Here is a 25,357-nt window from a genome sequence, read left to right on the forward strand (position 1 = left end):
AATCTATAAAATGTTTGAGAGTATTTTATTAAATTTTAAAAAAACTAAAAAAAATTTATTACACGTTTTTATAAAAATATTGTATTTTTAAAACCGCCATAATTAAAATCATATTATTTCTACATTTTCAATTTTTCAAAATAATATAACACTATAAGTTCGATCAGATAATTAACTTCAAATTTTGCTTGTTTTTATAGATTATAATATTAATATAAGAAAAAGGAGAAACATTATGAAATTGAAAATTAAAAAACTAGCACTATTATCATTAACATTCACCCCAATTATGGCACTTCCTATTGTTGCCGCAAGTTGTTCTAGTCCTTCAAATAATGACGACAATAAAAATAACCCAACATCACAATCAGCTTTATTAAAAGAAGTCCAAAGTTGAAAAGCTAACTCAGAAGAAATAAACCAAAGAATTACCGAAGAATACTTACCAATCATTCAAAAGTTCCAACCAACTGATAAGATTGAAAATCAAAGTGTTCTTATTCAAAAAGCTAATCACTATGTATTATTAAAACAATTTAATGAACAATTAATTAAAGATTTAAGTAAAGATAATATTACCCAAGAAGAACTTGAAGCATTAGATGAAAAAGCCAAAAATTTTGACAAACAAGAAGAAGAAAACCGTAATAATATGTATACCATGCAAGATTTATATGAATACAAATATATCGAAGTTAAACCTGAATTTGAAGATCAAAAACAAGAACTTATTGACTACATTTCAAGATATATTACTTTCTAATTAATAATATAAAAACATATTTAAATACATTAAAAAAAGTAGGTAATCAAACCTACTTTTTATTTACTCTTCTTCGATTTCTTGGCTTTTAATCTCATGATCATTTTTAATAAAGTTAGCATATTTTCTAAATGCAATATCACCACCAATATCGATTTGTAATTGGGTTCTGGTTTGAGATGAAGTTGAAAAGATACAATCTCCTTTTTGAGCCGAAGCTAGATATTCTTTTTCTTGTTCAGTTAAACCCCCAATTGGCTCTCATAATTTATCCAGTTCCGCAATATCGTTTTCTTTTAAACCAAGTGACATTGAATATTGGGTGTTATTAATAATCCGTGTTGATTGATAAAGAATTTCCGGATCTCCAGTAAAGGTTTTAACATTTTGGGTAGCAATAATTAAAGAAGTAGAATACTTACGACAACGAGCACCTGTTTCAGCAAGAAAAGAAGTAGTCATCGGGTTTTATAAAAAAAAGAACCGCCTTAGGCGGTATTTACGGCATAAAGCCTTGTTTTAGTACATACTATTCTTAAGCAAGATAAATAGATATTTTCGTACCACAATAATTATATGACTTTTTCGTTAAAGTTAAACAAAATAAATTACTTATTTTATAATTTAATAAGAATATAAGGAGAAATATGGAAGATTCAAAAAAATTAAAAGAAGTATCTTTGGGTTTAGATTTAGGTATAGGCTCTGTTGGCTGATCGTTAATTGATAATGAAACAAACGATGTAATAGCCTTAGGCTCTCGTTTATTTAATGAACCAAATTTAGCCCAAGATAGAAGAGAAAAAAGAGGAATTAGAAGAAGCATCAGAAGAAAGGCTTTCAAAAAAAATAAGTTTGCTGAGTTGGTATTAGAATATAAAGATGTTCTAGGAATACCTTTGCAAAATAAAACTGATTTATTAGATGTTTATTTAAAGGCTTCACAAATAAATCCGTATATAATCAACACCAAAGTAAAAGCATTATCAGAAAAAATTACTCCACAAGAGTTAGTTTGAATTTTGCATGATTATTTAAAAAACCGTGGTGTTTTTTATGAAATTACAGATGATAAAGACAAAAAAGAGGATGATGATTCGACATCTATTAATTTTGCCAATGATAAACAATTTCCTAGTTTAATAGAAAAAGAATTTTTTGATAAATATGGCAAAATAAAAAATATCGAAGCAAATACCGGCAACCATTTTTCAAATAAAATGTGAGTTGCGGAGTTAAAAGAATTATTCAACATTCAATCAGCTTTTTATAATGAAAAGATCAAAGAATTTTTTGATAAATTCTTAAGTTTGTTTACATACATCAGATCATTTGAAGAAGGTCCGGGAAATATTAAAAGCCCAAGCCCATATGGTATTTATCAAAAAGATGAAAGTGGCAAGGTTGTAAAAAAATATAATTTCATTTGAGAAAAAACCACTGGGAAATGTAGTATTTTCAAAAATGAATTTAGAGCACCGGCTAATACACCTAGCGCTGAGTTTTTTGACATTTTACAAGATCTTAACAATACGACATTTTTCGAAAACGCCGAAGAAAGAAGTGGCGAAGTAAAAATGGATAGCGAAGCCAAAGAGGCATTGTTAAAAAACTTAATTAATAAGCTACTGACCAAAGATAAAGCTTCCTCATTATCAGTAAATGATATTAAAAAGGAAATGAATAAAAAATATCCGTTTATTTCTAAAGATAGTTTTAAAAATCAAAGCACGGAATATAAAAAACCTACTATAACATTTAATTTATTGCATTCTTTAATATTATCTGGCGCAGATTTAAATAAGTTTAGTTATGAAAATTTAGTTAATTGATTAAAGGATTTGGACACAATTTATGCTGATATTGTTTATGATAAACAAATTGATAAAAGAATTGAAAAATTAAGCAAAGATAACATAATTAAAATTTTTGCTAAATATTTAGAGAAAAAAGAACAAATTGAAAAAGCAATAAAATTAATTGCTGAAAATAACGCCATAAAAGGAAGTAAAACTCACTCACTTTCTTTAGGAGTTTTCTATTTAGCAATTCCGGATTTATGCAAAGAAATAACTAATTTAGAAAAAATAAAATTTGACAAAAAATCTGATTTATATAAAGCGATTATTGAATACAATAAAGCTAATAATATTACTGAAGCTAACCAAGACAAAAAATACATGAGTTCAACTTTTATTCAAGACGCAATTATATCTCCTTCTGTCAAGACTTCTATTGCAGAAAGTATTAAAGTATTCAATCAAATCATCAAACAATTTGGTAAAGAGTATTTAATTACTAAAATCGGCTTAGAAATGCCCCGCGATAAAAATAGTGATGAGGAAAGAAAAAATATTACAAAACAAAACAAAAAAAATGAATCAGTTAATAAAGATATAATAGCACGAGTAAATGAATTAACAGGGATGAACTGAGAAGCAAGCGACTTTAATACACACACAAAATTAAAATTATTACTTTGATTTCAACAAGAACATTTAGATTGATATACTGGAAAAGAAATTGAGCTTAAAAAATTAATTAATAATCCTGGATATACAGAAATCGATCATATACTACCCCAAAGTCAATCATTTGATGACTCTATAAGAAATAAAGTTTTGGTTTTAAAAGAAACAAACCGAATAAAAGGTAATAGAGTTCCTAAGGATTTCTTAAGTGCTGAAGAATTCGATAATATGAAAAAAAGAACTTATAATTTGTGAATTTCTAAAGCTAATGACAAAGATAAAAAAAACAAAATGGATGGTTTACCTTGATTTAAAAGTTATGATGAGCTAATGACAAAATATAAATATTTATTGCATGAAACTATTACACCGAGTGATGAATTAGGATTCGCGCAACGTAATTTGAATGATACAAGATACGCTTGCAAAATATTTTTAGAACAACTTAAAGATTATTCCAAGGCTCACAACAAACAATTTTTGGTTGAACCTATTAGAGGAAAATTCACAAGTTTAATTAGGAAAATGGCGCGGCTAACACCTAAGGACCGTGATATATATTCTCATCATGCAATCGATGCGTCCATTTTAGCTATTGCCGCAAATAATATTAACAGTTTTAAAAACCACTGAGCTATTTTAGAATCTTCTTATATCGATAAAGGAAGTGTTTTTGATAAAGAGGATGGATCTTTTATTTGTAAAGTAGAAGATTTGACATTTAACTCGGTTAAAATTGCAAATATCGTAGCTGCTTCATTAGGAACTGAGAATTCAGATAAAGAAAAGGAAATTTTAAACAAAGTAAGTTTTACTAGAAAAGTTATAAAACGTAACAATGTAGAATTATTTAATGAAACGCTTTATGCACTTAAAGAGTCTGAAGAAAACCCCGATAAAATACAGAAGGTTCAAAAAATTTCTGTTTATGATCTAAAAGAAAAATATTTTAATAAAAAAAATGAATGTGATCTAAACGATATTTTAATGTATAGAAGCCACCCTCAAGAATTTGCTAAACTTCAAAAAATCTTCGCAGAGTTTGGTGATTTTACTAAATATATGAAAGCATTACCAGAAATTTATCCTGATTTGATTGATGAAAAAATGATAGATAGAGCATTAAAAAATAAACAATTTATCATTTTGGATAAAAACAAAATATCGTATATTAACACTCTAAAAATTTGTAAAAAAGATTTAATTACTAAAGAAAACGTCTGAATAAATCCTAATGACAGAAAATCTTTTAAAGAAAGCTTTAATTGAGTAGCGCTATTAATATACAAAACAAACGAAGATAAATATGCATACATTCCTGTGAACGCAAAAATTTATCGTTTTACAAGCAAAAAAGTTGATTTTAAAGATGAGTCAATTTATATAACTAATAAACTAAATGAGGCTAAACTTTCTAAAGATATCCCATTAGAGAATAAGCCGATTGATGTTTGATTTAAGGGTAATATATTTAACAATACGGAAGAAAATCAAGATTACTATTTAGTTGGAGCAGCGTTTGAAAATCAAACTATAGAGTTTAAAAATTTAAGCAAAAAAGTTTTTACAAATAAAAATTCTAATGAAGAAAAAAGAACAAGAACAAAAATAAACATTATTTTTAAAAAATATAAAAAATGTAATAACCCTATAATTTAAAAAAACTACCTGCCCGCAGATCCGGGCAGGTAGTTTTATAGAAAATAGAATTAAAACAAAATAGTTCCTTATTTTCTAATTAAAAATTCAAAAAGATATAAATATTTTCCGTATGTTTTATCTTGCTTAAGAATAGTATAGTAATAAAATTACGCATTACTCTTTCTACCTCGTCAGGAGGTTTTATCTTGCTTAAGAATAGTATAGTACTAAAATTAATGAGACAGTGTGTTGAATTTGGAAAAGGTTTTATCTTGCTTAAGAATAGTATAGTACTAAAATTTAAAAATTCTGAACGATTAGTTCAATTATTGTTTTATCTTGCTTAAGAATAGTATAGTACTAAAATATTTTGAATAAATCATTAAATCTTCTCACAGTTTTATCTTGCTTAACAATAGTATATTACTAAAATCAAGTTCTCCTAATTGATCGCTTGTTATTTGTTTTATCTTGCTTAAGAATAGTATAGTACTAAAATTACCATTTTTCTTTAAATTAAATTTAAAGTGTTTTATCTTGCTTAAGAATAGTATAGTACTAAAATGTTACAAGGCTAATTTAATCGGTTTTACAAGTTTTATCTTGCTTAAGAATAGTATAGTACTAAAATCATATACTCCCAAAAACTTTCTTTTTGCTCGTTTTATCTTGCTTAAGAATAGTATAGTACTAAAATCCACGACATTTTAGCAAAACATAAGATAATGTTTTATCTTGCTTAAGAATAGTATAGTACTAAAATAACTTATCATAATAATAATTCGAATTTTTAGTTTTATCTTGCTTAAGAATAGTATAGTACTAAAATCAGAATCAGCACTCAAAAATAGTTCGAGCTGTTTTATCTTGCTTAAGAATAGTATAGTACTAAAATAACACATTCGTTTCTAACAATTAAATCGATGTTTTATCTTGCTTAAGAATAGTATAGTACTAAAATTCAGCTCCTTTTATGTATGTCGTATCTAATGTTTTATCTTGCTTAAGAATAGTATAGTACTAAAATTGCGCACTGCACAAGGACTTTATGGTTCTGCGTTTTATCTTGCTTAAGAATAGTATAGTACTAAAATTATTTAACGCGTCTTTAAATAAATTAAAAAGTTTTATCTTGCTTAAGAATAGTATAGTACTAAAATGTCATTTTGTTGAAAAACTCAATGTTTTTTGGCGAAAAATTATTGAATTAATAACTTTTTGATTCGATTTTGAATGTCGAAGTCAGAAGCTAAGGTTTCAAAACTAATTCCGGGGAACTGTTGAAATATAAAAGTTTTTAGTAAATTGATATCTTGGAAAGAAATAAATTCATTTTTATAATAAAAGCTGCATGCTTCTAAATCATCTCAATCTGAGCAATATTTTCACATATTGTTTGTGAATAAAATGAAATTAAAAGAATTAGTATGTTTTAGCAATTCTTTTAATTTAATATTATCGAAGTTATTGAGTATGATTGTTTGTTTTGTTGAGTTTTTTGATGATTCTAATCATTTAAATAAAATATTTTTATTGATTAGTAAGTTATCATTAATATTAATTATGGCTTTAAGTAACTTAATTTTATCTAAGTTAAAATCAAGTAAATTATTTGCGAATTTTAAATTATATTGTTCGCAATATTCATTTATGAGATTGGCTAATAAAATAGCTTCAGGATCAAAGTGGCTGTCTTCTATAAAAGTTTTATACAAGATATTTTTTGAAGTGAAATTATATAATTCATTAGCTTTAGTTAAATTGGATAATAAATAACATTCTGAAATAAATGTCTCGCGGCTATTTAATAATATGCTGCCCGAATCTGTTTGATATTCATATTCAAACATTTGTGCTAAAAACAGATTAGGATTTTCTATTTCGATGATCTGAATGCCCATGTATTCATTGTTGATAATTGTGTTTATATTTTTTAACTCAAGCATTTAAACCTCGATATATATTTTTTCATCTAAATATAATTCGTTTAAGGATTTTTCTCCCGCTAATATTTCCATATTTTGATACTGCGATTCGGTAATCGAAATGATGCGAATATTAGCATGCTTTGGAATGTGTTTAATTAACTTAGCTTTTTCATATTCGTAAACATTATTATTTGCAATGCATTTTACATAAATAGAATATTGCAATCTAACATATCCTAATTTGATTAATGTTTGACGAAACTTATTATATAACGGCACATTTTCATCATCCATTTGAATGTCATACATAATTAAAATCCGCATATATCTACTTTGAATCTCAATCAATGATTACTTCTTCAGAACTTTGATTTTCTAATACTTTGCGGATTGACATATCAATATAGTCACGAAGTTTTATAGTTTTATTTTTAACTTTAACATGTTCATCCAATTTTTCAAAAAGCATTTTTTTAAATGTTCCTCAGCTCACTTCATGGTAATTACTTTGTTTTTCTTTATATAAATAAATCACATAATCTACTATTACTCTAGCAATTTCCATAATATCACAAGCCAAGCAATATGGATTATTGAAACTTTTATGAAAAACACCAATGCGATTATCAAAACCTTGATTTATTAATGATCTACTATAAAATGCTAATAAAACTGAATAGCCATAATTTAACATAATGTTAGTTTCATCTTCTATATCGCTTCTTTCGCGCCTAAATTCATTTCCGAACAATAATTTATAATAAAGTTTGGCCGCGTGCGCCTCGCAATTAGATAAGTCAGCAACTTTGACAGATAGTATATAGTTTTCCATCTTTTTTATATCATCAAAACCTATTAAATTAAAATGTTTCAACAAATTTAATTGATTTTGTATTTTTGATTTCACGATGTTTTTTCAAGTAATGGCTTTATAGCGATCATCTCAATTGAGTTGCGATAGAAAAACCTTGTTATTAAAATAACTATTGAAAGGCATGATTTGTGCTAAGGGTATGTGTTTATCATCACATATAATAATATTTACCTTTTCAGCAATAAGTTTATTAATTAAAGGTATTGATATGGTTGTTTTAGTATTTTCAAAAACAATTGTATCTATATTATTGGTAGGTATGCTAATTTTACCTTGTTCTTTTTTAATAATTAAATTGCCTAGAAAAACTGATAAATAGTCGCATTCTACGACATCAATTATTTTTTTCATTTGACCTCATTTCTGCTTAAATAAGCAAAATGAGTTTAAAACAATTAATTTAATATTTAAAAAAAGCATTTAAAAAAAGATAAAAATACAATTTAAATTTCTTTGAAAAATAAATAAATTAAATTTATGTATGAAAACTAACAACATTAAATAAATTTTGTCAGTAAAAAAAGCAACAGAAAAAAATATTTTTTTTCGTAAACTAAAATTTTTATATGCTAAAATAATATATGCGACGGTCGCGTAGCTCAGGGGATAGAGCACATGCCTTCTAAGCCTGTTGTCGCAGGTTCGATTCCTGCCGCGATCGCCATTTTTTTTTATATTTTTTTTACCTTTTAATCAAAATAAATATATTTATAAAAAAAGGTTCACCTAAAAGGGCGTTTATAAATGATAAAAAAATTAAAAAAATTTTATATGCGATTAAAAAAATTATGTATAATAATTAAGCATCGCGAGTGTAGTTTAATGGTAGAACTTCAGCCTTCCAAGCTGAATACGTGGGTTCGATTCCCATCACTTGCACCATTGCGGATGTAGTTCAATGGTAGAACATCAGGTTGCCAATCTGAATACGAGGGTCCGATTCCCTTCATCCGCACCATATGTAAGAAAAAAGCGCAAACCGCTTTAAACTTAGAACTAGAGGCCATTGGCCTCTTTTAATTTAATGTGTTTTTTAGTATAATAACTAATATAAACTAAAAATAAACATAAAACAAGGAGAGAGAAAAAATGAAAAAAATATTAGTTTTATATGGTTCGCCAATGCCGCGCGAAACCTCAATTTCAACAATATTAATGGATTATTTTGTGAAAGAATATCAAGAAAGTCACCCTGAAGATGAAATTATTTCTTTAGATTTAAATATGGAACCGATGTCTACATTGCCTTTAACTTCAGCAAACTTAGGTTCATTTTACAATGAAGAACTTTCAGATAAATACATTAACTTATTAAAATCAGTTGATAAGGTTATTATGAATGCTCCAATGATTAACTTTAATGTTCCTGCCACTGTGAAAAACTTTTTTGACAGAATTTCAGTAGCAAATAAAACATTTTCATATAAATATGCTAAAAATGGTTCATCGATTGGCTTATTAGATCATCTAAAAATTCAAATTATTGCAACTCAAGGAGCACCGTTAGGATGATATCCATGAGCAAGTCATGTGAACTATTTAGAAGGTATTTGAAACTTCTTGGGGGCTAAAGTTAACCCAACAGTTTTATTAGATGGCGTAAAAGCTGAACCTTTAAACACGAAATCAAAACAAGAATTATTAGAATTAAAGAAAAATGAATTAGCATCGCTTGCTAAGGAATTTTAATTATTTATTGTTGATAAAATAACTAATTTTATTAAATAGGCACCAAGTTCAAGTTGCAAAATATGAGACTTTGGCGGCCTATTTTTATATTTTTAATATAAATATTTTGTTTAAAATTAAAGGTTTTTGTTATAATTCTAAATGCAATTGTTAATTGCCTCTTGCAAGTGGGAGAATTTTATAAAAAAATACAAAAAATTCATTTGCACCACATTATCGAAAGGATACAACATGGCTAAAAAAGTTGTTAAAAAAGCAAAATTACAATTCGCTGCTGGTCAAGCTAAACCAGGTCCAGCTCTAGCGGGTGTCGGAATTAACATGCCAGAATTTACAAAGGCATTCAACGACAAAACCAGAGAAAGAGGTTCAGAACCTGTTCCTGTTTTAATTACAGTTTACGAAGACAAATCATTTGACTTCAAACTATTCACTTCTCCAACATCATATAAGCTAATTCAAGCTGCTAATGTTAAAAAGGGAAGTTCAAAACCAAATAAAGAAAAAGTTGGTTCAATTACTTTAGAACAATTAAAAGAAATCGCAGAATACAAAATGCCTGATTTAAATGCTGTTAAAATCGAATCAGCAATGAAACAAATTGCTGGTACAGCTAAAAACATGGGAATTACTGTTGAAGGTTACGACGAATGAGTTAAAGGCGGTGCAAACTAATGGCTAGAAAAATTTCAAAAAACGTTAAAGAAGCAAAAGCTTTAGTAAACAAAAAAGATGTTTTTCCACTACTAGAAGCTATTGAATTAGCTAAAAAAGCATCATTCGCAAAATTCGACGAATCTTTAGATATCGCTATCAGATTAAACCTAGACACAAGAAAATCAGACCAACAACTACGTGGCGCTGTTGTGCTACCTCACGGAACTGGTAAAAACGTTAAAGTTTTAGTAGCTACCGATGAAGTTTCAGCACAAAAAGCTGCTTTAGAAGCTGGAGCTGACTTCGTTTATTCATCATCAGAATTACCAGAAGTTTTAAATCAAGATAAATACGATTTCGATGTTATCGTAGCAGACCCTAAAATGATGTTAGTTTTAGGTAAATACGGTAAAAAACTTGGACCAAAAGGCTTAATGCCAAACCCAAAAACTGGTACAGTTACTACAAACGCAGCTAAAGCTGTTGAAGAACTTAAAAAAGGTAAAGCAAACTACCGTGCTGACAAAGGTGGTATTGTTCACGCTTCTGTTGGTAAAAAATCAATGGATTCACAAGTATTAGCAGAAAATGCTGAAACTTTAATCCAAACCATTAAGAGATTAAAACCACAAACAGTTAAAGGAACATACGTTCTAAACATCGTTGTTTCAACCTCAATGGGACCAGCTGTTAAAGTTAAAATTGACTAATTCAATTTAATAATTAATCCGAACGCAAGTTCGGGTTTTTATTTTGCATGCTTTTTTTATAAAAAAATTTTAATTACATAAGTATCGAATCAAATAAAAAAGCCGTCAATAATAATTGACGACTATATTTTTCTCATAATACTATTTTAAGTTAGTGAAAGTTTTACGGCCTTCGTATTTTCCGTTAGCACCTAATTCGGCTTCGATTTTTAATAATCTATTGTATTTAGCAATTCTGTCTGTTCTTGACATTGAACCGGTTTTGATTTCACCAGTGTTAAATGCTACTGCTAAATCAGCAATGAAAGTATCTTCAGTTTCACCTGAACGGTGTGAAATAACTGGAACAAAGTTAGCATTTTGTGACATTTTAATTGCTTGAATGGTTTCTAATAATGAACCAATTTGATTGATTTTAATTAATGAAGCATTGATTGCTTGTTTTTCAATCGCAATTTGAATGTATTTAGGGTTTGTAACGATTAAATCGTCCCCCACAAGTTGTACATCCTTGCCATATTTTTTATTCATTTTAACAAACCCATCTCAATCATTTTCATCATGTGAATCTTCGATTGAAATAATAGGGTAGTTTGAAATCAAATGACCATAGTAATCTACGAATTCATCTGATGTAAATTCATATTTCATATTGCTTAATTTTTCAAAGCCTGGTCTTTTTTCTTCTAGAGCTTTTTTAAATTTTTTGAAAATATACATTTTTTTGTCAGCATCATATAGTTCTGAACTAGCGGCATCTAAACAAATTGCAACAGCTTTTTCGCCAGAAGTAGCCGGATTGAATCCTGCTTCTTTAATAGCTTGTACTAAAAAATCTAATGCTTCTTCGTGTGTTCTTAAGTTTGGCGCAAAACCACCTTCATCACCAACTTGGGTTCCGTGTCCTGCTTTTTTAAGTAATTTAGCTAATGTGTGGAATACATAGTTTGCCATTTGCATTGCTTCTTTGAATGAATGAGCACCTAAAGGCATGATCATGAATTCTTGGAAGTCAATGGTATTTGATGCGTGTTCGCCCCCATTAATAACGTTTAGCATTGGAACTGGTAGTTTGTATGCTTGACGGTTATCTAATGAAGCTAAATATTCATATAGTGGCATTTTGTTTTCTTGGGCAGCAGCTTTAGCGATTGCTAATGAAACGGCTAAGATTGCATTTGCCCCAAGTTTTGATTTAGTTGGAGTTCCATCTAAATCCAGCATGATCTTGTCTAATTCAAATTGTTTTTTAACATCTTTGCCAATTAAAGCTTTAGCAATGATATTGTTTACATTGTCACAAGCTGTTTGAACACCTTTGCCACCAAATCAGTTACTTTCGTATTTTGTTCCTTTGTCTCTTAATTCTAAGGCTTCTTTTGAACCTGTTGAAGCACCTGATGGTACTAAAGCTTCTGCATAAGTTTTTTTAGTTGTTAACTCAACTTTAACAGTTGGATTACCACGACTGTCTAAAACTTCATATGCATTAATTTTTATTATTTTTGACATTGTGTCTCCTTGAATAAATTAAAAATTATAAATACATTTATATTATAAATTATTGACAGGCACTTTTAACATAAAATGAAATAACGATTTTTAGCAATTAAATAAAAGAGTGCTAAATTATCTAAAATCGTGCTAAAATTTTTACTATGAATATAGAAGAAAAAGAATTTGATAAATTATATGAACAAGTCGAAGAAATTCGTAAAGAAGATCCTTTAAAAGCAATTTATTTAATAGATGAAGCTAAAAAGAATTTCGTTACTCGCAATGAGTTAGCAGACATTGAAAGCTTAAGAGAAAATATTGTTTTCCAAATTAAGAAAAATAAATTAATCACAAAAACCAATTTAGATACATTAACCATGATTAACTCATTGAAAAATAAAAAAATGGATTATGTATTTATGCTAATTTATAATGAATTAAAAAATCGTGAAGATTTAAAACAATATGCCTCAGAGTTTCAATATTTCTTTAATTCAGAAGGATTTGATAATGCCGGATTTCAAACATTGGTTTATGATCTACTTTACAATGCCAAAATTGATTATGATTACAAAGTTCAAAACGAAATTATTAACCCAGTTAAATTAGGCTCATTTTTAGAAAATAAAGAAATTCTAAAAATGCAAGATGAAATTTTTGCTACATTTAATAAAGATGTTGCTAAAAATAAAATTGCACGGCAAGTGTTTTCAGCTTATTTGTTTCAAAACTGAGTTGATATTTTGCTTAAAAAGACCCAAAATGACTATATTCAAATAGTCGATGTTGTTGGTGTTTTATATGGAGAAAAAAATGTCGACGAATTAGACGAAAGCGAAAAAAAATTGTATGCAATTTTTCGTTAAAAAATGAATTAATTAACTTAAATTAATTATAATAATTAAGATATTTATTTTAAGGAGAAAATATGTCAAGATTAATTAACAAAGAAAAATCAGAATTAAAAATTTCTTACACCTTAGAAGGTAAAGAATGAGAAGAAGCTCAAGAAAAAGCTAAGGCTGAATTAAGAAAAAACGTAACTGTACAAGGTTTCAGAAAAGGTAAAGCACCAGCACGTGAAGCTGATAAACACATTAACCTAATCGATATATTAGACAGAGCATTAAGAATGTCAATTGACAAAGTTTATGACGAACACATCGTTAAAGAAATTGAAAAAGACGACGAAATTATTGGACAACCAAGCTTAGATGTTGCTGAATTAACACCTGCTAAAGCTGTTATTGAAGTTACATTTGCTTTATTCCCAGAAGTAAAATTAGGAAACTACAAAAAACTTGGCGTTAAATTATCATCAGTTGAAGTAGAAGAAAAAGATTTAGAGGCTGTTAAAAAACAATTGGCTTCAAATTACGTTGTTATGTTAGATTCAGAAGAAGCTATCAAAGAAGGCGACACTGTAAACTTTGATTTCAAAGGATTTATCGATGGTAAAGAATTTGAAGGTGGCGAAGCTGAAGGATTTGACCTAGTTATCGGTTCACATCAATTTATTCCAGGTTTTGAAGAACAAATGGTGGGAATGAAAAAAGGCGAAGTTAAAGATTTAAACTTAAAATTCCCAGAAGCATACCACGCTAAAGAATTAGCTGGAAAAGATGTTGTATTCAACGTTAAAGTAAACTTTGTAAAAACTCCAAGCTACCCAGAAATCGATGAAGAATTCGTAAAACAAATTAACTTACCAAACGTAAGAACATTAAAAGAATTCGAAAAATTCGTTGAAATTCAAGCTTTAAGAGAAAAATCAGTGAAAGTTCAAAATGAATTTATTGAAAAAGCTACCGAAAAATTAATCGCTGAATCAGAAGTTACTGTACCTCACAACTTAGTTCACGAAGAAGCTTCTAAATACTACCAAAACTTCTTAAATAACTTAAAACAACAACAAATTTCTGAAAAAGAATACTTAGAATTTAGCAAAAACACTAAAGAAGAAATTATGCATTCTTTCGAAGAACAAGCAATGCCTAACTTAAAGAAAATTTTTATTTTTGGTGCAATCGCTAAAAAAGAAAAATTCGAAGTTACTGAAGCTGACTATGAAGCAGAATGTGCTAAATTAGGTAAAATGTACAATTTACCAATTGATCACGTAAAACAAATCTTAAAATTTGAAAATGTTCAAACCAACTTAATTAACGAAAAAATCGTTGCTACTTTAATGAAAGACAATGATGCTCAAAACTATGAAAAATTCGAAGCTGCTAAAAAAACTGTAGCTGACTACGAAGAAGAACAAACTAAAGCAATCATTGAAGAAGTTAACAGAAAACGTGAAGCAGCTAAACAATTAGCTGAAGTTGAAAAAGAACAAGCTGAAGAAAAAGAAACTGTTGAAGTTGTTAGTGAAGAATTAAACAAAGCTGAATAATAATTAAGCCGGAATGATTTTCCGGTTTTTTTATATCGTTTTTAAGTTATCCTAATTTTTTTCCGTTTATATTAATTATTTAATATAAAATATATATTTATGAAGTCATTTAAATTTAAATCAGCAGAAATGCGTATAGCAGAAGCTACTTTAAGAAAAATTAACGATTGAGAACCAAAAATTTCACAACTTACTGATGAAGAATTAAAACATAAAACTAACGAGTTTAGAGAAAGATTAAAATCAGGTGAAACCCCCGAACAAATCCGCCCCGAAGTGTTTGCAGTTTCTCGTGAAGCTACTAAACGTGTATTAGGGAAGCGCCCATATGATGTGCAAATGATTGGTGGGATTATTCTTGATTTAGGTTCAGTTGCCGAAATGAAAACTGGGGAAGGTAAAACTATTACTTCGATTGCTCCGGTTTATCAAAATGCATTAACCGGGAATAGTGTTATTGTTTCAACCGTTAACGAATATTTAGCCGAACGGGACGCTGAAGAAATGGGTCTTGTATTTAACTTTTTAGGATTAAGTGTTGGAATCAATAAAGCCCAAATGGCGACCGATTTAAAACGTGCCGCATATGCATGTGACGTTGTTTATTCAGTGCACTCAGAACTTGGCTTTGACTATTTACGTGATAACATGGTTATGTCAAAAGAAGAAAAAGTTCAAAGGGGACTTGATTATATTTTATTAGATGAGGTCGACTCAATATTAATTGACGAAGCTAAAACACCTTTGATTATTTCTGGTGGTGACAATGATGAAAGTAATTTATACACAGCTGCCGATTTATTTGTTCGTACACTAAATCAAGATGACTATTTTATTGATGAAGAAACTAAGTCGGTATATTTAACTGATAAGGGGATCGAAAAAGCTAATAAATACTTTAATTTTACAAACTTATATGACATTCAAAATTCAGAATTAGTACACCGTATTCAAAACGCCTTAAGAGCTCACAAGGTTATGAAATTAGACGTTGAATACATTGTTAGAAATGACAAAATAGAATTAGTCGATTCATTCACCGGACGTATTATGGAAGGTCGTGCTTATTCAGAAGGTTTACAACAAGCTATTCAAGCAAAAGAACGTGTTGAAGTTGAAAACGAAACAAAAACATTGGCTACAATTACATATCAAAACTTTTTTAGATTGTTCAAAAAAATTAGTGGTATGACTGGTACTGCTTTAACTGAAGAAAAAGAATTCATTGATATTTATAATATGCGGGTAAATGTTGTACCAACTAATAAACCAGTGGTCAGAATTGATGATAAAGATGAAATTTATGTTGACATGCATTCGAAATGAAAAGCAGTCGTTAAAGAAGTAAAACGCGTTTATAAACGTAAACAACCAATTTTAATAGGTACTGCACAAGTTGATGACTCGGAAGTTTTACATGAATATCTATTGAATGAAGGGATTCCACATACAGTTTTAAATGCTAAACAAGATGCTTCAGAAGCTGAAATAATTGCTCAAGCTGGTCAATTAGGCGCAGTTACCATCGCAACTAACATGGCGGGACGGGGAACTGACATTAAGCCTTCTAAAGAAGCGCTTGAGGTTGGCGGATTATATGTTTTAGGTACTGAAAAAGCCGAATCAAGACGGATTGATAACCAATTAAAAGGACGTTCAGGGCGTCAAGGAGATGTTGGGTATACTAAATTCTTTTTATCATTAGATGACCAATTGATTTTGCGTTTCTCAGTCCAAGACCATTGAAAAGAAATTTTTAAATCTTACGGTGAAGATCCAATTGCGGGCGAATCAATTAGAAAAGCATTTTTATCAGCTCAAAAGAAAATTGAAGGTTTTAACTATGACTCACGTAAATCCGTTCTTAACTTTGATGACGTTATTCGTCAACAACGTGATTTAATTTATGAACAACGTGACTTGATTTTAAACCGTGATGATTTAGGTAGCATCATTCGTAAAATGATTGCAGTGGCTGCTGAACAAACAGTTAATAACCCTTACTTTGTTAAGAAAAATAACACCCTTGACCTTGAAGGATTTTGTAACTATGTCAACAATAATTTTATGCAATTAACTAATAAACAATTCACACCAGATGAAATTAGAAAATTTGATCGAGAAGATTTAATTAATTATATTCGTGATAATTGAAATAAAGAATATGAAAAATTACGTCAAAATCTAATTAACAAATTTGGCGTGGGTGGATTAGCAGAATCTGAAAGAGAAATTATTTTAAGAGTATTTGATTTAGCTTGACAAGACCACATTAATGTTATGGATAAATTAAGACGTAGTACTCACTTAGTTCAATATGCTCAAAAAAATCCATATCAAGTTTATACCAAATTAGGTTCAAAGAAATTCAAAGAATTAACTAATACAATTGCCATTGGCGGAACGGTAAATTTAATGAAAAATTATGATGCTATGCCGGCAACAAATAGTCTTGACATTCAATGAGTTTTCAAAAACATGATGAATAAAAATGATTCAAATGATAATAACCTTAAGAAAATTAACTTTATTAATCATTTATTGGCAAGCGAACATGAACATTTAATTAAGCGTGGTCTATCATTAGAAGAAATTGAAAATGTTATTGCATCTAAAAAAGAACAGTTGCTTCGTGAATTTAAAATTACCGAAAAAGAATTCGAAAAAGCAAATAATCCCATTGAAAATAATGCCCTAGCCGAAGAAATTAAACCAGCTTTATAATAATAAATTTATTAATTACTAAATAATTAAGCACAAAATTAAAACCAGAAGGCAAATATAATAATTTGTACTCTGGTTTTTTATTAGTTTTTTTGAATTAGTCAATAAAAATAAAACATCTGTATGATTGGCACAGATGTTTTTTTTAATTGATTTATTTTGCTATAAAGTTAATTTAATCTTTTAAAATTGCTAATTTTCTTAAATCGTGAATATTATCAAAATAATATTCGATTGCTTTGTTTAATACATTAATATCGCTTTCATAAGTTATTTTATATAGTTCTGCATCACGAACGGGAACTCAACTTACGACATTGATTTCTTCTTCTTGTTTAATTAAGTTGTTATTTAATGGGAAGGCCAAAAAATAAACCACTTCTTTCATTGTTAAAGGAAAAGGAGAATATTTTGTTGTTACCTTAAAATCTTTAATTAATGTAACATCAAGATTTGTTTCTTCTTTGATTTCCCTTATAGCTGTTTGAACTTCACTTTCTTTTCCTTCGACATGCCCCTTAGGGAAGCCTCAATGTCCGGCTTTTTGTTCAATTAATAAAACATTAAGCCTACCATTTATTTCCCGTAATATAACTGCTCCACAAGATTTTTCTTTTTTCATATAATCACCACCTTATTCAACCTGTTTTGCTTTAATTGTTTTTGAATACTTATTCAAAATAATTTGAGAAACGATACTTGTTGTAATTGATGAAATTAATAATAATGAACCCGAAATAAATAATTCAACTTTGAAAATTTTAATATTTTCTTTCATACTTTGGATGTTGCCATTATTTGCTACTGTTGTTGTATATGAATTTGATAATGAATAAAATAATAATGCATTGATAATCGTGGCTGCTAAAGTAAGGGCGATAATGATTGCAAACGCCAATAAAACTTTAAACAGTTTAGGACTATTTATATCCTTTCTAAATCGATATGCTGTAAAGAAATTAATTAAGTAAAATACTAAATAAATTGCCACTAAAGCTTCGCAAATGCCATAACCTGCCAAAGTAATAATCTTTGCTTCAGGATTATATAGCGCAGCTAATATAATTGCCACAAATGCAAAAAGTATTGCAAATCAGCAAATAAAAGTGAACAATTTAAATATGTTTTTTATCTTAATGTCGAAAAAAACCGTTTTATCTTTCATGTGTCCTCTCTTACTACTATTATTATAAATAATAAAACCCCTTAATATTAGTTTTTGGTAAAATATAGTTAATTCTTTCCAAAGGAGGAAATGTGTCATTATCAGATAAATACATCGCTTTGTATCGACAATATCGTCCAAAACGATTTGATGAAGTAAAAGGACAGGACCATATTGTTACTACTTTAAAAAACATTATTTTAAATAATAAAATTAGTCACGCTTATTTATTTTGCGGTCCCCACGGTAATGGGAAAACAAGTACAGCTAAAATTTTTGCTAATACAATAAACTGTGATCACAAAACCGATAAATTAATTCCTTGTGATGAATGCATTCAAAGTATAGATAGAAATTTAGATATTATTGAAATCGATGCAGCATCTAACACGGGAGTTGATGATATTCGTGAGTTAAGGGAAAAAATCAAACATCTACCAAGCCATAGTAAATACAAAATTTATATTATCGATGAAGTTCATATGTTATCAAAAGGTGCATTCAATGCTTTATTAAAAACATTAGAAGAACCACCTGCTCATGTTATTTTCATTTTAGCAACAACGGACCCGCAAAAAATACCTTTGACAATTTTAAGTCGGGTACAAAGATTTAATTTCAAAAAAATGGAAAATGCTATTTTAGAAAATGAATTAAAAGATATATTTATAAAAGAGCATATCAAAGCAACAGATGAAGCAATTAAAATGATTGCACAATTAGGTGCAGGAAGTTTCCGTGATACGTTAAGTATTGCCGACCAAATTTCAATTTATGCTGGAGATAATGAAATTACTGTTGACATGATTGAAAAATTATTTGGAATTGCTAATACACAAAATGCGCTAGATTTATTGCAAGTAATATATGAACATAAATTACCAGGAGTTTTAAAAATAAAACAAACTTTGATTGACAATGGAGCTGATATTGAAAGATTGTTAAATCAATTGATAGCGATTTTAAAAGATTTAATTGTGTTTGCTAAAACTGGTGACGATAGTCTGCTTGATGAAATAACAAAAGATCAAGTGAGAAAAATGACTATCTCTGAAGATGCAGCTTATGAATATTTAAAAATTCTTAGTGAAGGCCTTAAAGAAGTTAAATTTTCGGATATGCCACAGCAAGCATTCGAATTATTGCTAATCAAATTAACTTCAGCAAAAGTTGGTAATGAAAATTACAAACATGTGATCGAAATGCCAAAAGCAGTTGAAAGCAATACAAATGACTTTGTTATTCACAACGAAATTACTGAGCCAAAGAAAAACTCAAATAATACAGAATTAAATTCAATTTTTAACTTATCAAACATTGCTAATACATTCACCGAAAAGCAAGAACAAGCTGAAAAAGCTGTTAAGATTGAGCGTGTTAATGTTGAAGACGTATTACAAAAAACCCAAGAGTTTTTATTAGAAGAAACAGAAAATGTTTTAGATGCAAACGAAAGAACTGATGAAATCGTAACATCTAATTTTGAAGATGATAATGATTTTGTAATGTCAAGTGATTTTGAGGATGATGATAATATTACTGTGGAAGAATTCAAAGTAGGAAACGACCATGTTGACTTAGATACAGTTATCAACTGTTTGTTAGTTAGACAACATGCGAAGGTAAAAACTAAAGGTTTTGAAAATGCTGATTTCACTAACCAAGATGTGTTACATTATGCTTTAATTAATGCGAAGTTGCCAAAAGAAAGCGCGGATTTAATTGCAATCTTAGGCAATATGAAAATTATCTTTTCTTCAAAAGATTTTATTATGATGACATCAGATTATGATGATAAGGTAATTCAATTGAATCGCTATGCTTATCGTGAAGATGTTATAAGAGCCGCTAAATCAATTTTTGGACGTTATGTACATTTGATTGGCCTAACTAAAGAAGATATTACAAACGCCAGTCAATATTGAAAACAAAATATTGATGAAATTAGAAAACGTCAAGTAAAACCATTTGATGATTTATCAACAAAATATGATAACGAACAAAAACAATCAGTTGAATGAGCCAAAGATGTTTTTGGCGATCGTTTCACTGAAAAAAAATAATTTAAGGAGAAGACAACATGAATATCAACGAAATGTTAAAAAACGCTAAAAGAATCCAAGCCGAAATGGAAAAAGAAGAATCGAAAATTGAAAAAGAAGAATTTGTAATCGAAAAACAAGGTATCACTGTTGTGATGTTAGGTTCACGTAAAATCAAAAGTATCACAATTAATGAAGCTCTAATCGATCCAGATGACCCCGAATTGATTCAAGACTTAGTAATGATTGCGGTTAATGAAGCAATTGATACTGTTAATTCAAGATATGAAGAATTAGGTTCTAAATACCAAGGATCAGGCCTACCTTTTTAATTAATAAAAATGGAATCAAACGAAACTAAAAATTTAGAGGAATTATTAAAGAAAATACCAGGCTTTACAAAACGCCAAATTAATAAAACTATTACTTATTTTCTGGATAATCCCGAAAATGCAATTGATGATATATTCGCAGCGCTAAAAGCTTTAAAAAAAGCAATGCAAAAATGTGAAATATGTAATCAATTTAATCAAAATCACATTTGTGAAATTTGTCAAGACAATAACCGCAGTAAAAAACTAATGGTTGTTGAAAATTCAAACGATATTGCTAAATTTGAAACCTTGAATATTTTTGATGGTAAATATTTTGTACTTGAAGGTATTTATGATTTAAAAAAACCTGACGAAAAAGTAATCAAAAATATCGAAAAATTGTTAGCTCTTGCTAAGAGTAAAAGCGAAATTACTCTTGCTTTACCTGCAACAATTGAAGGACAATTTACAATGCAATATTTGCAAAAACTATTGCGTGATAAAATTGCTTTCACAAATGTGTTTCAACTATCAATGGGAATACCAGTCGGTAGTTCCGTTGAATATGTTGATCCAATAACATTGAAACAATCTTTAATTAATAAAACAAAAGTATCATAAAATAAGGGGAAATTATGTCTGCTAAATCTGGTAAATTTATAGTTATTGAAGGAATGGATGGTTCGGGAAAATCAACAATTATCCAAATGTTAAAAGATGAGTTAATTACTCAAAATAAAATTGATGATTTTGTTTTTACGCGTGAACCAGGAAGTGCTTTTTCAAAAGAAGCTGAAAAAATTCGTAATTTAATTTTAGATAATGAAAATGAATTCAGTCATATGGTTGACGCATTGCTATTTGCCGCAAGCCGTAGATTGAATTTAGAAAAAGGTATTTGACCAGCATTACAAAGCGGTAAAAATGTTATTTCAGACCGTTATTGAACTTCATCATTAGTTTATCAAGGTATTCTTGGTGGTGTTGGATTCAACGAAGTCAAGTCGATAAACGAAATTGCAACTAATAATACCAAACCAGATTTAATTATTTTCTTTGATTTAGAACCAGAAATGTCAGTCGAAAGAATCACCAAAATTCGTGGTGAAGCTGATAGATTAGAAACAGATGATGTTGAATACTATCACAGATTGCGTGCTGCATATAAAGAAGTTATTAAAAATAACCCCGGACAATTCAAAGTTATAAATGCAAATTGTTCAATTATTGAATTATTCAAAAAAGTTCTTAAAATCTTAAAAGAAATTGAAGTTTTATAATGAATATTAATTCAACTTTTATTCAGATAATTGATCATAGTATTTTAAATAACAAATTGCAACAAGTGTATTTGCTTTCATGTTCGACACTAAATAACTTCGATAATTACTTAATTGAATTTATCAACCGTGTTAATCATGAGAATTTTTATAAATGAAACGAAATCATCTTTGGTGATTTGTATTTTTGTATTGATGGTTCGCAAAAAACTATTAGTAAGCAAGAAGTACTTGATGCAATGAAATTAATGAATGAAAGTAATTCGAATCACAATAATAAATACAAATTCTTAATAATTAAAAACATTGAAAATGGTACAGCTCAAACATTGAATAGCTTACTAAAATTTCTAGAAAACCCACCAGCTAATTTAATTGTCTTGATGACTACCAAACAAAAAAGTAGTGTTTTAAAAACCATTAAATCGCGTGCGTTTTTAATTGATATTAAAAACACAATAACATTAGACGAACCTAATGCCGCATATACTAATTACTTTATCTTAAATAACATTGATAATGAAAATAAAAAAGATGATTTAATCAAATTATTTTCTGAGTTCGAAGTTGCCATTATTGCATCATATAAATATCCTGAGCAGCTACTTGCTCATATCGCAACAAATATGAATAAAGATAATTATGCACACTTAATTAACTTTATAAAACTTATTTATCAAGATATATTGAAATATAATATAGGAAATAATGATTTTGTGATATTGAGAAGAGAAGATTTAAAAAGAAAAACATTCACGAATTTCAGCGCATTTAAAGCGATAGAAGCATTCGATGAAATGCTAAAATCGGTAAGAATGAATTGCAATTTTAATTTACAAAAAGCTGCTTTAATAGTCAATTTGGAGATGATATATGGAATATAAATTATCAATCGTTGGAACCCCAATTGGGAATTTAGAAGATATTACTTTGAGAGCGATTAAAACATTAGAAGATGCAGATATAGTATTGTGTGAAGATAGCAGGGTTAGTGTCAAGTTATTGAAGCATTTTAATATCAATAAACCGCAATTAATCTCGTACCATAATTTTAATGAACGTCAAATCACTCCTAAAATTATTAATTTAATTAAAAGTGGTAAACAAGTTGCTTTAATTTCGGATGCCGGTATGCCCTGCATTTCTGATCCTGGGTTTGAAATTGTTAATAAGGCTAAGGCTGAAGGAATATTTATTGATGTCATTGGCGGACCGACTGCAATGGTGCACGCTATCATTAAAGCTAATTTCAGCAATACGTTCACTTTTTTAGGTTTTTTAAAAGATAAATCTGGCATGAGACAAAACGAACTAAAATCATTAACTTTTGGTACATATGTAGCGTATGTTTCACCGCATAAATTACAAGCCACTATTGATGATTTTGAAGTAGTTTTTGGCAATAATGTTAAATTATATTTAATTAAAGAAATGACAAAAATGCATGAAACATCATACGAAGGAACGCCCGCTGAAATTAAAGCAATATTTGAAAGTGAAAGTCCTCGTGGGGAGTTTACATTGGTTTTTGAAATAATTAAACCTAAACGCGAAAAAGTTAACAAATATGCAAGTAATTAGAGCAACTAGGGTGTTGCTCTTTTATTTTTTGGTTTATAATTAAATATACTTTTAAACCTAAGGAGTGTGCTATTATGGAAAAAATCAGTATTAAAGAACGTATTTATTATTTAAAAGCTCTTAAAAAATGAATTATTAGCAACAGAGAAGCGATTTATGATGCTTTATATCAAGATTTGAATAAATCTAAGGTTGAAAGCGAAATGACAGAAATCAGCGCTGTTATTAAAGAAATTATTACCTATATTAAAAAGATTAAATCATGAGATAAAATCAAAAGAGTCCGTGGTTCATTAGAATTAATAAATACCAAATTTTATACTCAACCTTTAGCATACGGCAAGGTGTTGATTATTTCTCCCTGAAATTATCCATTCAATTTGTCTTTAATTCCGTTTATTGATGCTTTCGGAGCGGGCAATACAGTTTATTTAAAACCTTCAGAATTTTCACATCATACATCTCAGTTACTTACCAAAATGGCAAAAGAAGTGTTTCCGGAAGATTTATTAAGTGTTCACTTGGGTGATAAGAATACTGTTAATGAATTGCTAGAAAAAAATATTGATTTTATTTTCTTTACTGGAAATAATTATGTCGGCAAAATTATTTACCAAGCAGCAGCGAACAAAATGATTCCTTGCGTGCTTGAATTGGGTGGGAAATCGCCAACTATAGTAGATCCAAGCGCAAATTTAGAAGTTGCTGCTAAAAGAATTGTGTTTGGAAAATTAATGAATGGTGGTCAAACTTGTGTTGCGCCTGATTATATTTATGTACATAAAGATGTGAAATTAACTTTGGTTAAATTAATTAGAGAAAGATACCATGAAATATATGGTAAAAATCCTTTAGAAAATGATGCATTGCCTAAAATCATTTCAGACCGTCATTTAGAAAGAATTAAAAACTATCATTTGCCAATTGAATATAATGAAACACGTCAAATGAATTTATTAATCAAAGAAAGCAATTGAGATGCACCCGAAATGCAAGAAGAAATTTTTGCGCCAATCTTACCAATTTTGGAATATGAAAATCTAGAGAAAGTAGTTGATGAAATTAATCAACATGACATACCTTTGGCTTTATATATTTTCAGCCAAAATAAACACAACATAAATTATCTATTATCTGCAATCAAAAGTGGAACAGCAGCAATAAATGATACAGTGATCCAAATTGCTAATAATAACTTCGGTTTTGGGGGATTAGGAAAATCTGGAATTGGAAAATATCATGGTAAAACTGGTTTTGATACATTTACTTCAAAACGAAATATTGCTAAAACTGGAAGGATTTTCGATATTCCACTTAAATATAAATTTGCAACTAATGAAGCTAAGAAACTAAAATTAATTAAAGCCTTATTAAAAAGCAAGTAAATTATAAAAAGACAAAAAAACAAAATAATAAATAACAAAAATCAAGGACAAACCTTGATTTTTTAAAATTTTAATAAATTAAATATGTTTTTTCTCTTGCTTTCATTAATAATGTCTATATTTAAAAAACAAATTTTAAATATTTAATTAATATCTTATACAAATTTTATGTTGTTTGAATAACTAAATAATATATCTTTTCTATTTTTTAAAATATCAAATTATGTATGGTTTTGAT

The 25,357-nt window shown here is 28.6% G+C and carries 22 protein-coding genes, 3 tRNA genes and 1 CRISPR repeat array; of the genes, 18 read left to right on the forward strand and 7 right to left on the reverse strand.

The annotated features are described in order from the left end of the window. The first annotated feature begins 235 nt into the window (after positions 1–235). A complete protein-coding gene (locus FJR74_RS08145) occupies positions 236–763 on the forward strand; it encodes a hypothetical protein (protein ID WP_140915005.1) in 528 nt (175 codons plus the stop codon). 63 nt (positions 764–826) lie between these two features. Here FJR74_RS08145 and FJR74_RS08150 read toward each other — a convergent pair whose 3' ends face one another. Next, on the reverse strand, positions 827–1,225 hold the full coding sequence (locus tag FJR74_RS08150) for a hypothetical protein (protein WP_140915006.1): 399 nt from the start codon (positions 1,223–1,225) through the stop codon (positions 827–829). A gap of 185 nt (positions 1,226–1,410) precedes the next feature. On the opposite strand from FJR74_RS08150, the gene cas9 reads away from it, so the two are divergent. Then, a complete protein-coding gene (gene cas9 / locus FJR74_RS08155) occupies positions 1,411–4,893 on the forward strand; it encodes a type II CRISPR RNA-guided endonuclease Cas9 (protein WP_140915007.1) in 3,483 nt (1,160 codons plus the stop codon). A 114-nt stretch (positions 4,894–5,007) separates the two neighbouring features. After that, positions 5,008–6,035: a CRISPR direct-repeat array (repeat unit 36 nt; unit sequence GTTTTATCTTGCTTAAGAATAGTATAGTACTAAAAT). A gap of 39 nt (positions 6,036–6,074) precedes the next feature. On the opposite strand, the gene FJR74_RS08160 is transcribed toward cas9, so the two are convergent. The 3 genes from FJR74_RS08160 to cas1 are packed head-to-tail and all read right to left on the reverse strand — an operon-like array spanning position 6,075 to position 8,028. Further along, on the reverse strand, positions 6,075–6,821 hold the full coding sequence (locus FJR74_RS08160; RefSeq protein WP_140915008.1) for a hypothetical protein: 747 nt from the start codon (positions 6,819–6,821) through the stop codon (positions 6,075–6,077). Further along, entirely contained in the window at positions 6,822–7,127 is a 306-nt protein-coding gene (cas2, locus tag FJR74_RS02735) for a CRISPR-associated endonuclease Cas2 (protein ID WP_306766875.1), read from the reverse strand. A 4-nt stretch (positions 7,128–7,131) separates the two neighbouring features. Further along, complete coding sequence (gene cas1, locus FJR74_RS02740; RefSeq protein ID WP_140915010.1) at positions 7,132–8,028, reverse strand: type II CRISPR-associated endonuclease Cas1; 897 nt, start codon at positions 8,026–8,028, stop codon at positions 7,132–7,134. A gap of 237 nt (positions 8,029–8,265) precedes the next feature. Between cas1 and FJR74_RS02745 the strand changes: the two genes are divergently transcribed. From FJR74_RS02745 to rplA, 6 genes are all read left to right on the forward strand, one after another. Next, positions 8,266–8,341 (forward strand) — tRNA-Arg (locus FJR74_RS02745). A 144-nt stretch (positions 8,342–8,485) separates the two neighbouring features. Further along, positions 8,486–8,559: transfer RNA gene (locus tag FJR74_RS02750), tRNA-Gly, on the forward strand. Positions 8,560–8,561: 2 nt separating this feature from the next. Then, positions 8,562–8,635, forward strand: a tRNA-Gly gene (locus tag FJR74_RS02755). Between the two features lie 131 nt (positions 8,636–8,766). Continuing rightward, entirely contained in the window at positions 8,767–9,366 is a 600-nt protein-coding gene (locus tag FJR74_RS02760) for an FMN-dependent NADH-azoreductase (RefSeq protein ID WP_140915011.1), read from the forward strand. Positions 9,367–9,597: 231 nt separating this feature from the next. After that, positions 9,598–10,041, forward strand: a complete 444-nt coding sequence (gene rplK, locus FJR74_RS02765) for a 50S ribosomal protein L11 (RefSeq protein ID WP_140915012.1) — start codon at positions 9,598–9,600, stop codon at positions 10,039–10,041. Beyond that, on the forward strand, positions 10,041–10,733 hold the full coding sequence (gene rplA / locus FJR74_RS02770; RefSeq protein ID WP_140915013.1) for a 50S ribosomal protein L1: 693 nt from the start codon (positions 10,041–10,043) through the stop codon (positions 10,731–10,733). The genes rplK and rplA overlap by 1 nt, the downstream gene beginning before the upstream one ends. A gap of 141 nt (positions 10,734–10,874) precedes the next feature. On the opposite strand, the gene eno is transcribed toward rplA, so the two are convergent. Beyond that, entirely contained in the window at positions 10,875–12,245 is a 1,371-nt protein-coding gene (gene eno, locus FJR74_RS02775; RefSeq protein ID WP_140915014.1) for a phosphopyruvate hydratase, read from the reverse strand. A 146-nt stretch (positions 12,246–12,391) separates the two neighbouring features. Here eno and FJR74_RS02780 point away from each other — a divergent pair, with 146 nt between their 5' ends. The 3 genes from FJR74_RS02780 (at position 12,392) to secA (ending at position 17,352) form a co-directional block, all read left to right on the forward strand. Beyond that, the gene (locus FJR74_RS02780) at positions 12,392–13,096 is read left to right on the forward strand and encodes a hypothetical protein (protein WP_140915015.1); all 705 of its coding nucleotides are present in this window, start codon (positions 12,392–12,394) and stop codon (positions 13,094–13,096) included. A 62-nt stretch (positions 13,097–13,158) separates the two neighbouring features. Continuing rightward, positions 13,159–14,628 (forward strand): trigger factor, encoded by a 1,470-nt coding sequence (gene tig / locus FJR74_RS02785; RefSeq protein ID WP_140915016.1) that lies wholly within the window; start codon positions 13,159–13,161, stop codon positions 14,626–14,628. Positions 14,629–14,727: 99 nt separating this feature from the next. Next, entirely contained in the window at positions 14,728–17,352 is a 2,625-nt protein-coding gene (secA, locus tag FJR74_RS08165; protein ID WP_140915017.1) for a preprotein translocase subunit SecA, read from the forward strand. Between the two features lie 175 nt (positions 17,353–17,527). Here the strand turns inward: secA and FJR74_RS08170 are convergent, their stop codons facing one another. Together FJR74_RS08170 and FJR74_RS02800 are read right to left on the reverse strand one after the other, a co-directional pair. Continuing rightward, entirely contained in the window at positions 17,528–17,974 is a 447-nt protein-coding gene (locus tag FJR74_RS08170) for a bis(5'-nucleosyl)-tetraphosphatase (RefSeq protein ID WP_140915018.1), read from the reverse strand. A gap of 12 nt (positions 17,975–17,986) precedes the next feature. Then, positions 17,987–18,517, reverse strand: a complete 531-nt coding sequence (locus tag FJR74_RS02800; protein WP_140915019.1) for a hypothetical protein — start codon at positions 18,515–18,517, stop codon at positions 17,987–17,989. A gap of 92 nt (positions 18,518–18,609) precedes the next feature. Here FJR74_RS02800 and dnaX point away from each other — a divergent pair, with 92 nt between their 5' ends. From dnaX to FJR74_RS02835, 7 genes are all read left to right on the forward strand, one after another. Next, positions 18,610–20,580, forward strand: coding sequence for a DNA polymerase III subunit gamma/tau (dnaX, locus tag FJR74_RS02805; RefSeq protein WP_170178332.1), 1,971 nt, complete (start codon positions 18,610–18,612; stop codon positions 20,578–20,580). Between the two features lie 17 nt (positions 20,581–20,597). Beyond that, complete coding sequence (locus tag FJR74_RS02810) at positions 20,598–20,891, forward strand: YbaB/EbfC family nucleoid-associated protein (RefSeq protein ID WP_140915021.1); 294 nt, start codon at positions 20,598–20,600, stop codon at positions 20,889–20,891. Positions 20,892–20,900: 9 nt separating this feature from the next. Beyond that, a complete protein-coding gene (locus tag FJR74_RS02815) occupies positions 20,901–21,494 on the forward strand; it encodes a toprim domain-containing protein (RefSeq protein WP_140915022.1) in 594 nt (197 codons plus the stop codon). Positions 21,495–21,508: 14 nt separating this feature from the next. Further along, positions 21,509–22,153: a dTMP kinase gene (gene tmk / locus FJR74_RS02820; RefSeq protein WP_140915023.1), complete on the forward strand. Its 645-nt coding sequence runs from the start codon at positions 21,509–21,511 to the stop codon at positions 22,151–22,153. Further along, positions 22,153–23,037, forward strand: a complete 885-nt coding sequence (locus FJR74_RS02825) for a DNA polymerase III delta subunit-related protein (protein WP_140915024.1) — start codon at positions 22,153–22,155, stop codon at positions 23,035–23,037. The genes tmk and FJR74_RS02825 overlap by 1 nt, the downstream gene beginning before the upstream one ends. Beyond that, positions 23,027–23,734 (forward strand): 16S rRNA (cytidine(1402)-2'-O)-methyltransferase, encoded by a 708-nt coding sequence (rsmI, locus tag FJR74_RS02830; protein ID WP_140915025.1) that lies wholly within the window; start codon positions 23,027–23,029, stop codon positions 23,732–23,734. The genes FJR74_RS02825 and rsmI overlap by 11 nt, the downstream gene beginning before the upstream one ends. Before the next feature lie 74 nt (positions 23,735–23,808). After that, positions 23,809–25,119 (forward strand): aldehyde dehydrogenase family protein, encoded by a 1,311-nt coding sequence (locus FJR74_RS02835; RefSeq protein ID WP_140915026.1) that lies wholly within the window; start codon positions 23,809–23,811, stop codon positions 25,117–25,119. The last annotated feature ends 238 nt before the right edge of the window (positions 25,120–25,357 follow it).

The sequence above is a fragment of the Metamycoplasma neophronis genome (assembly GCF_006491995.1).
Taxonomy (GTDB): Bacteria; Bacillota_I; Bacilli_A; order Mycoplasmatales; family Metamycoplasmataceae; genus Metamycoplasma; species Metamycoplasma neophronis.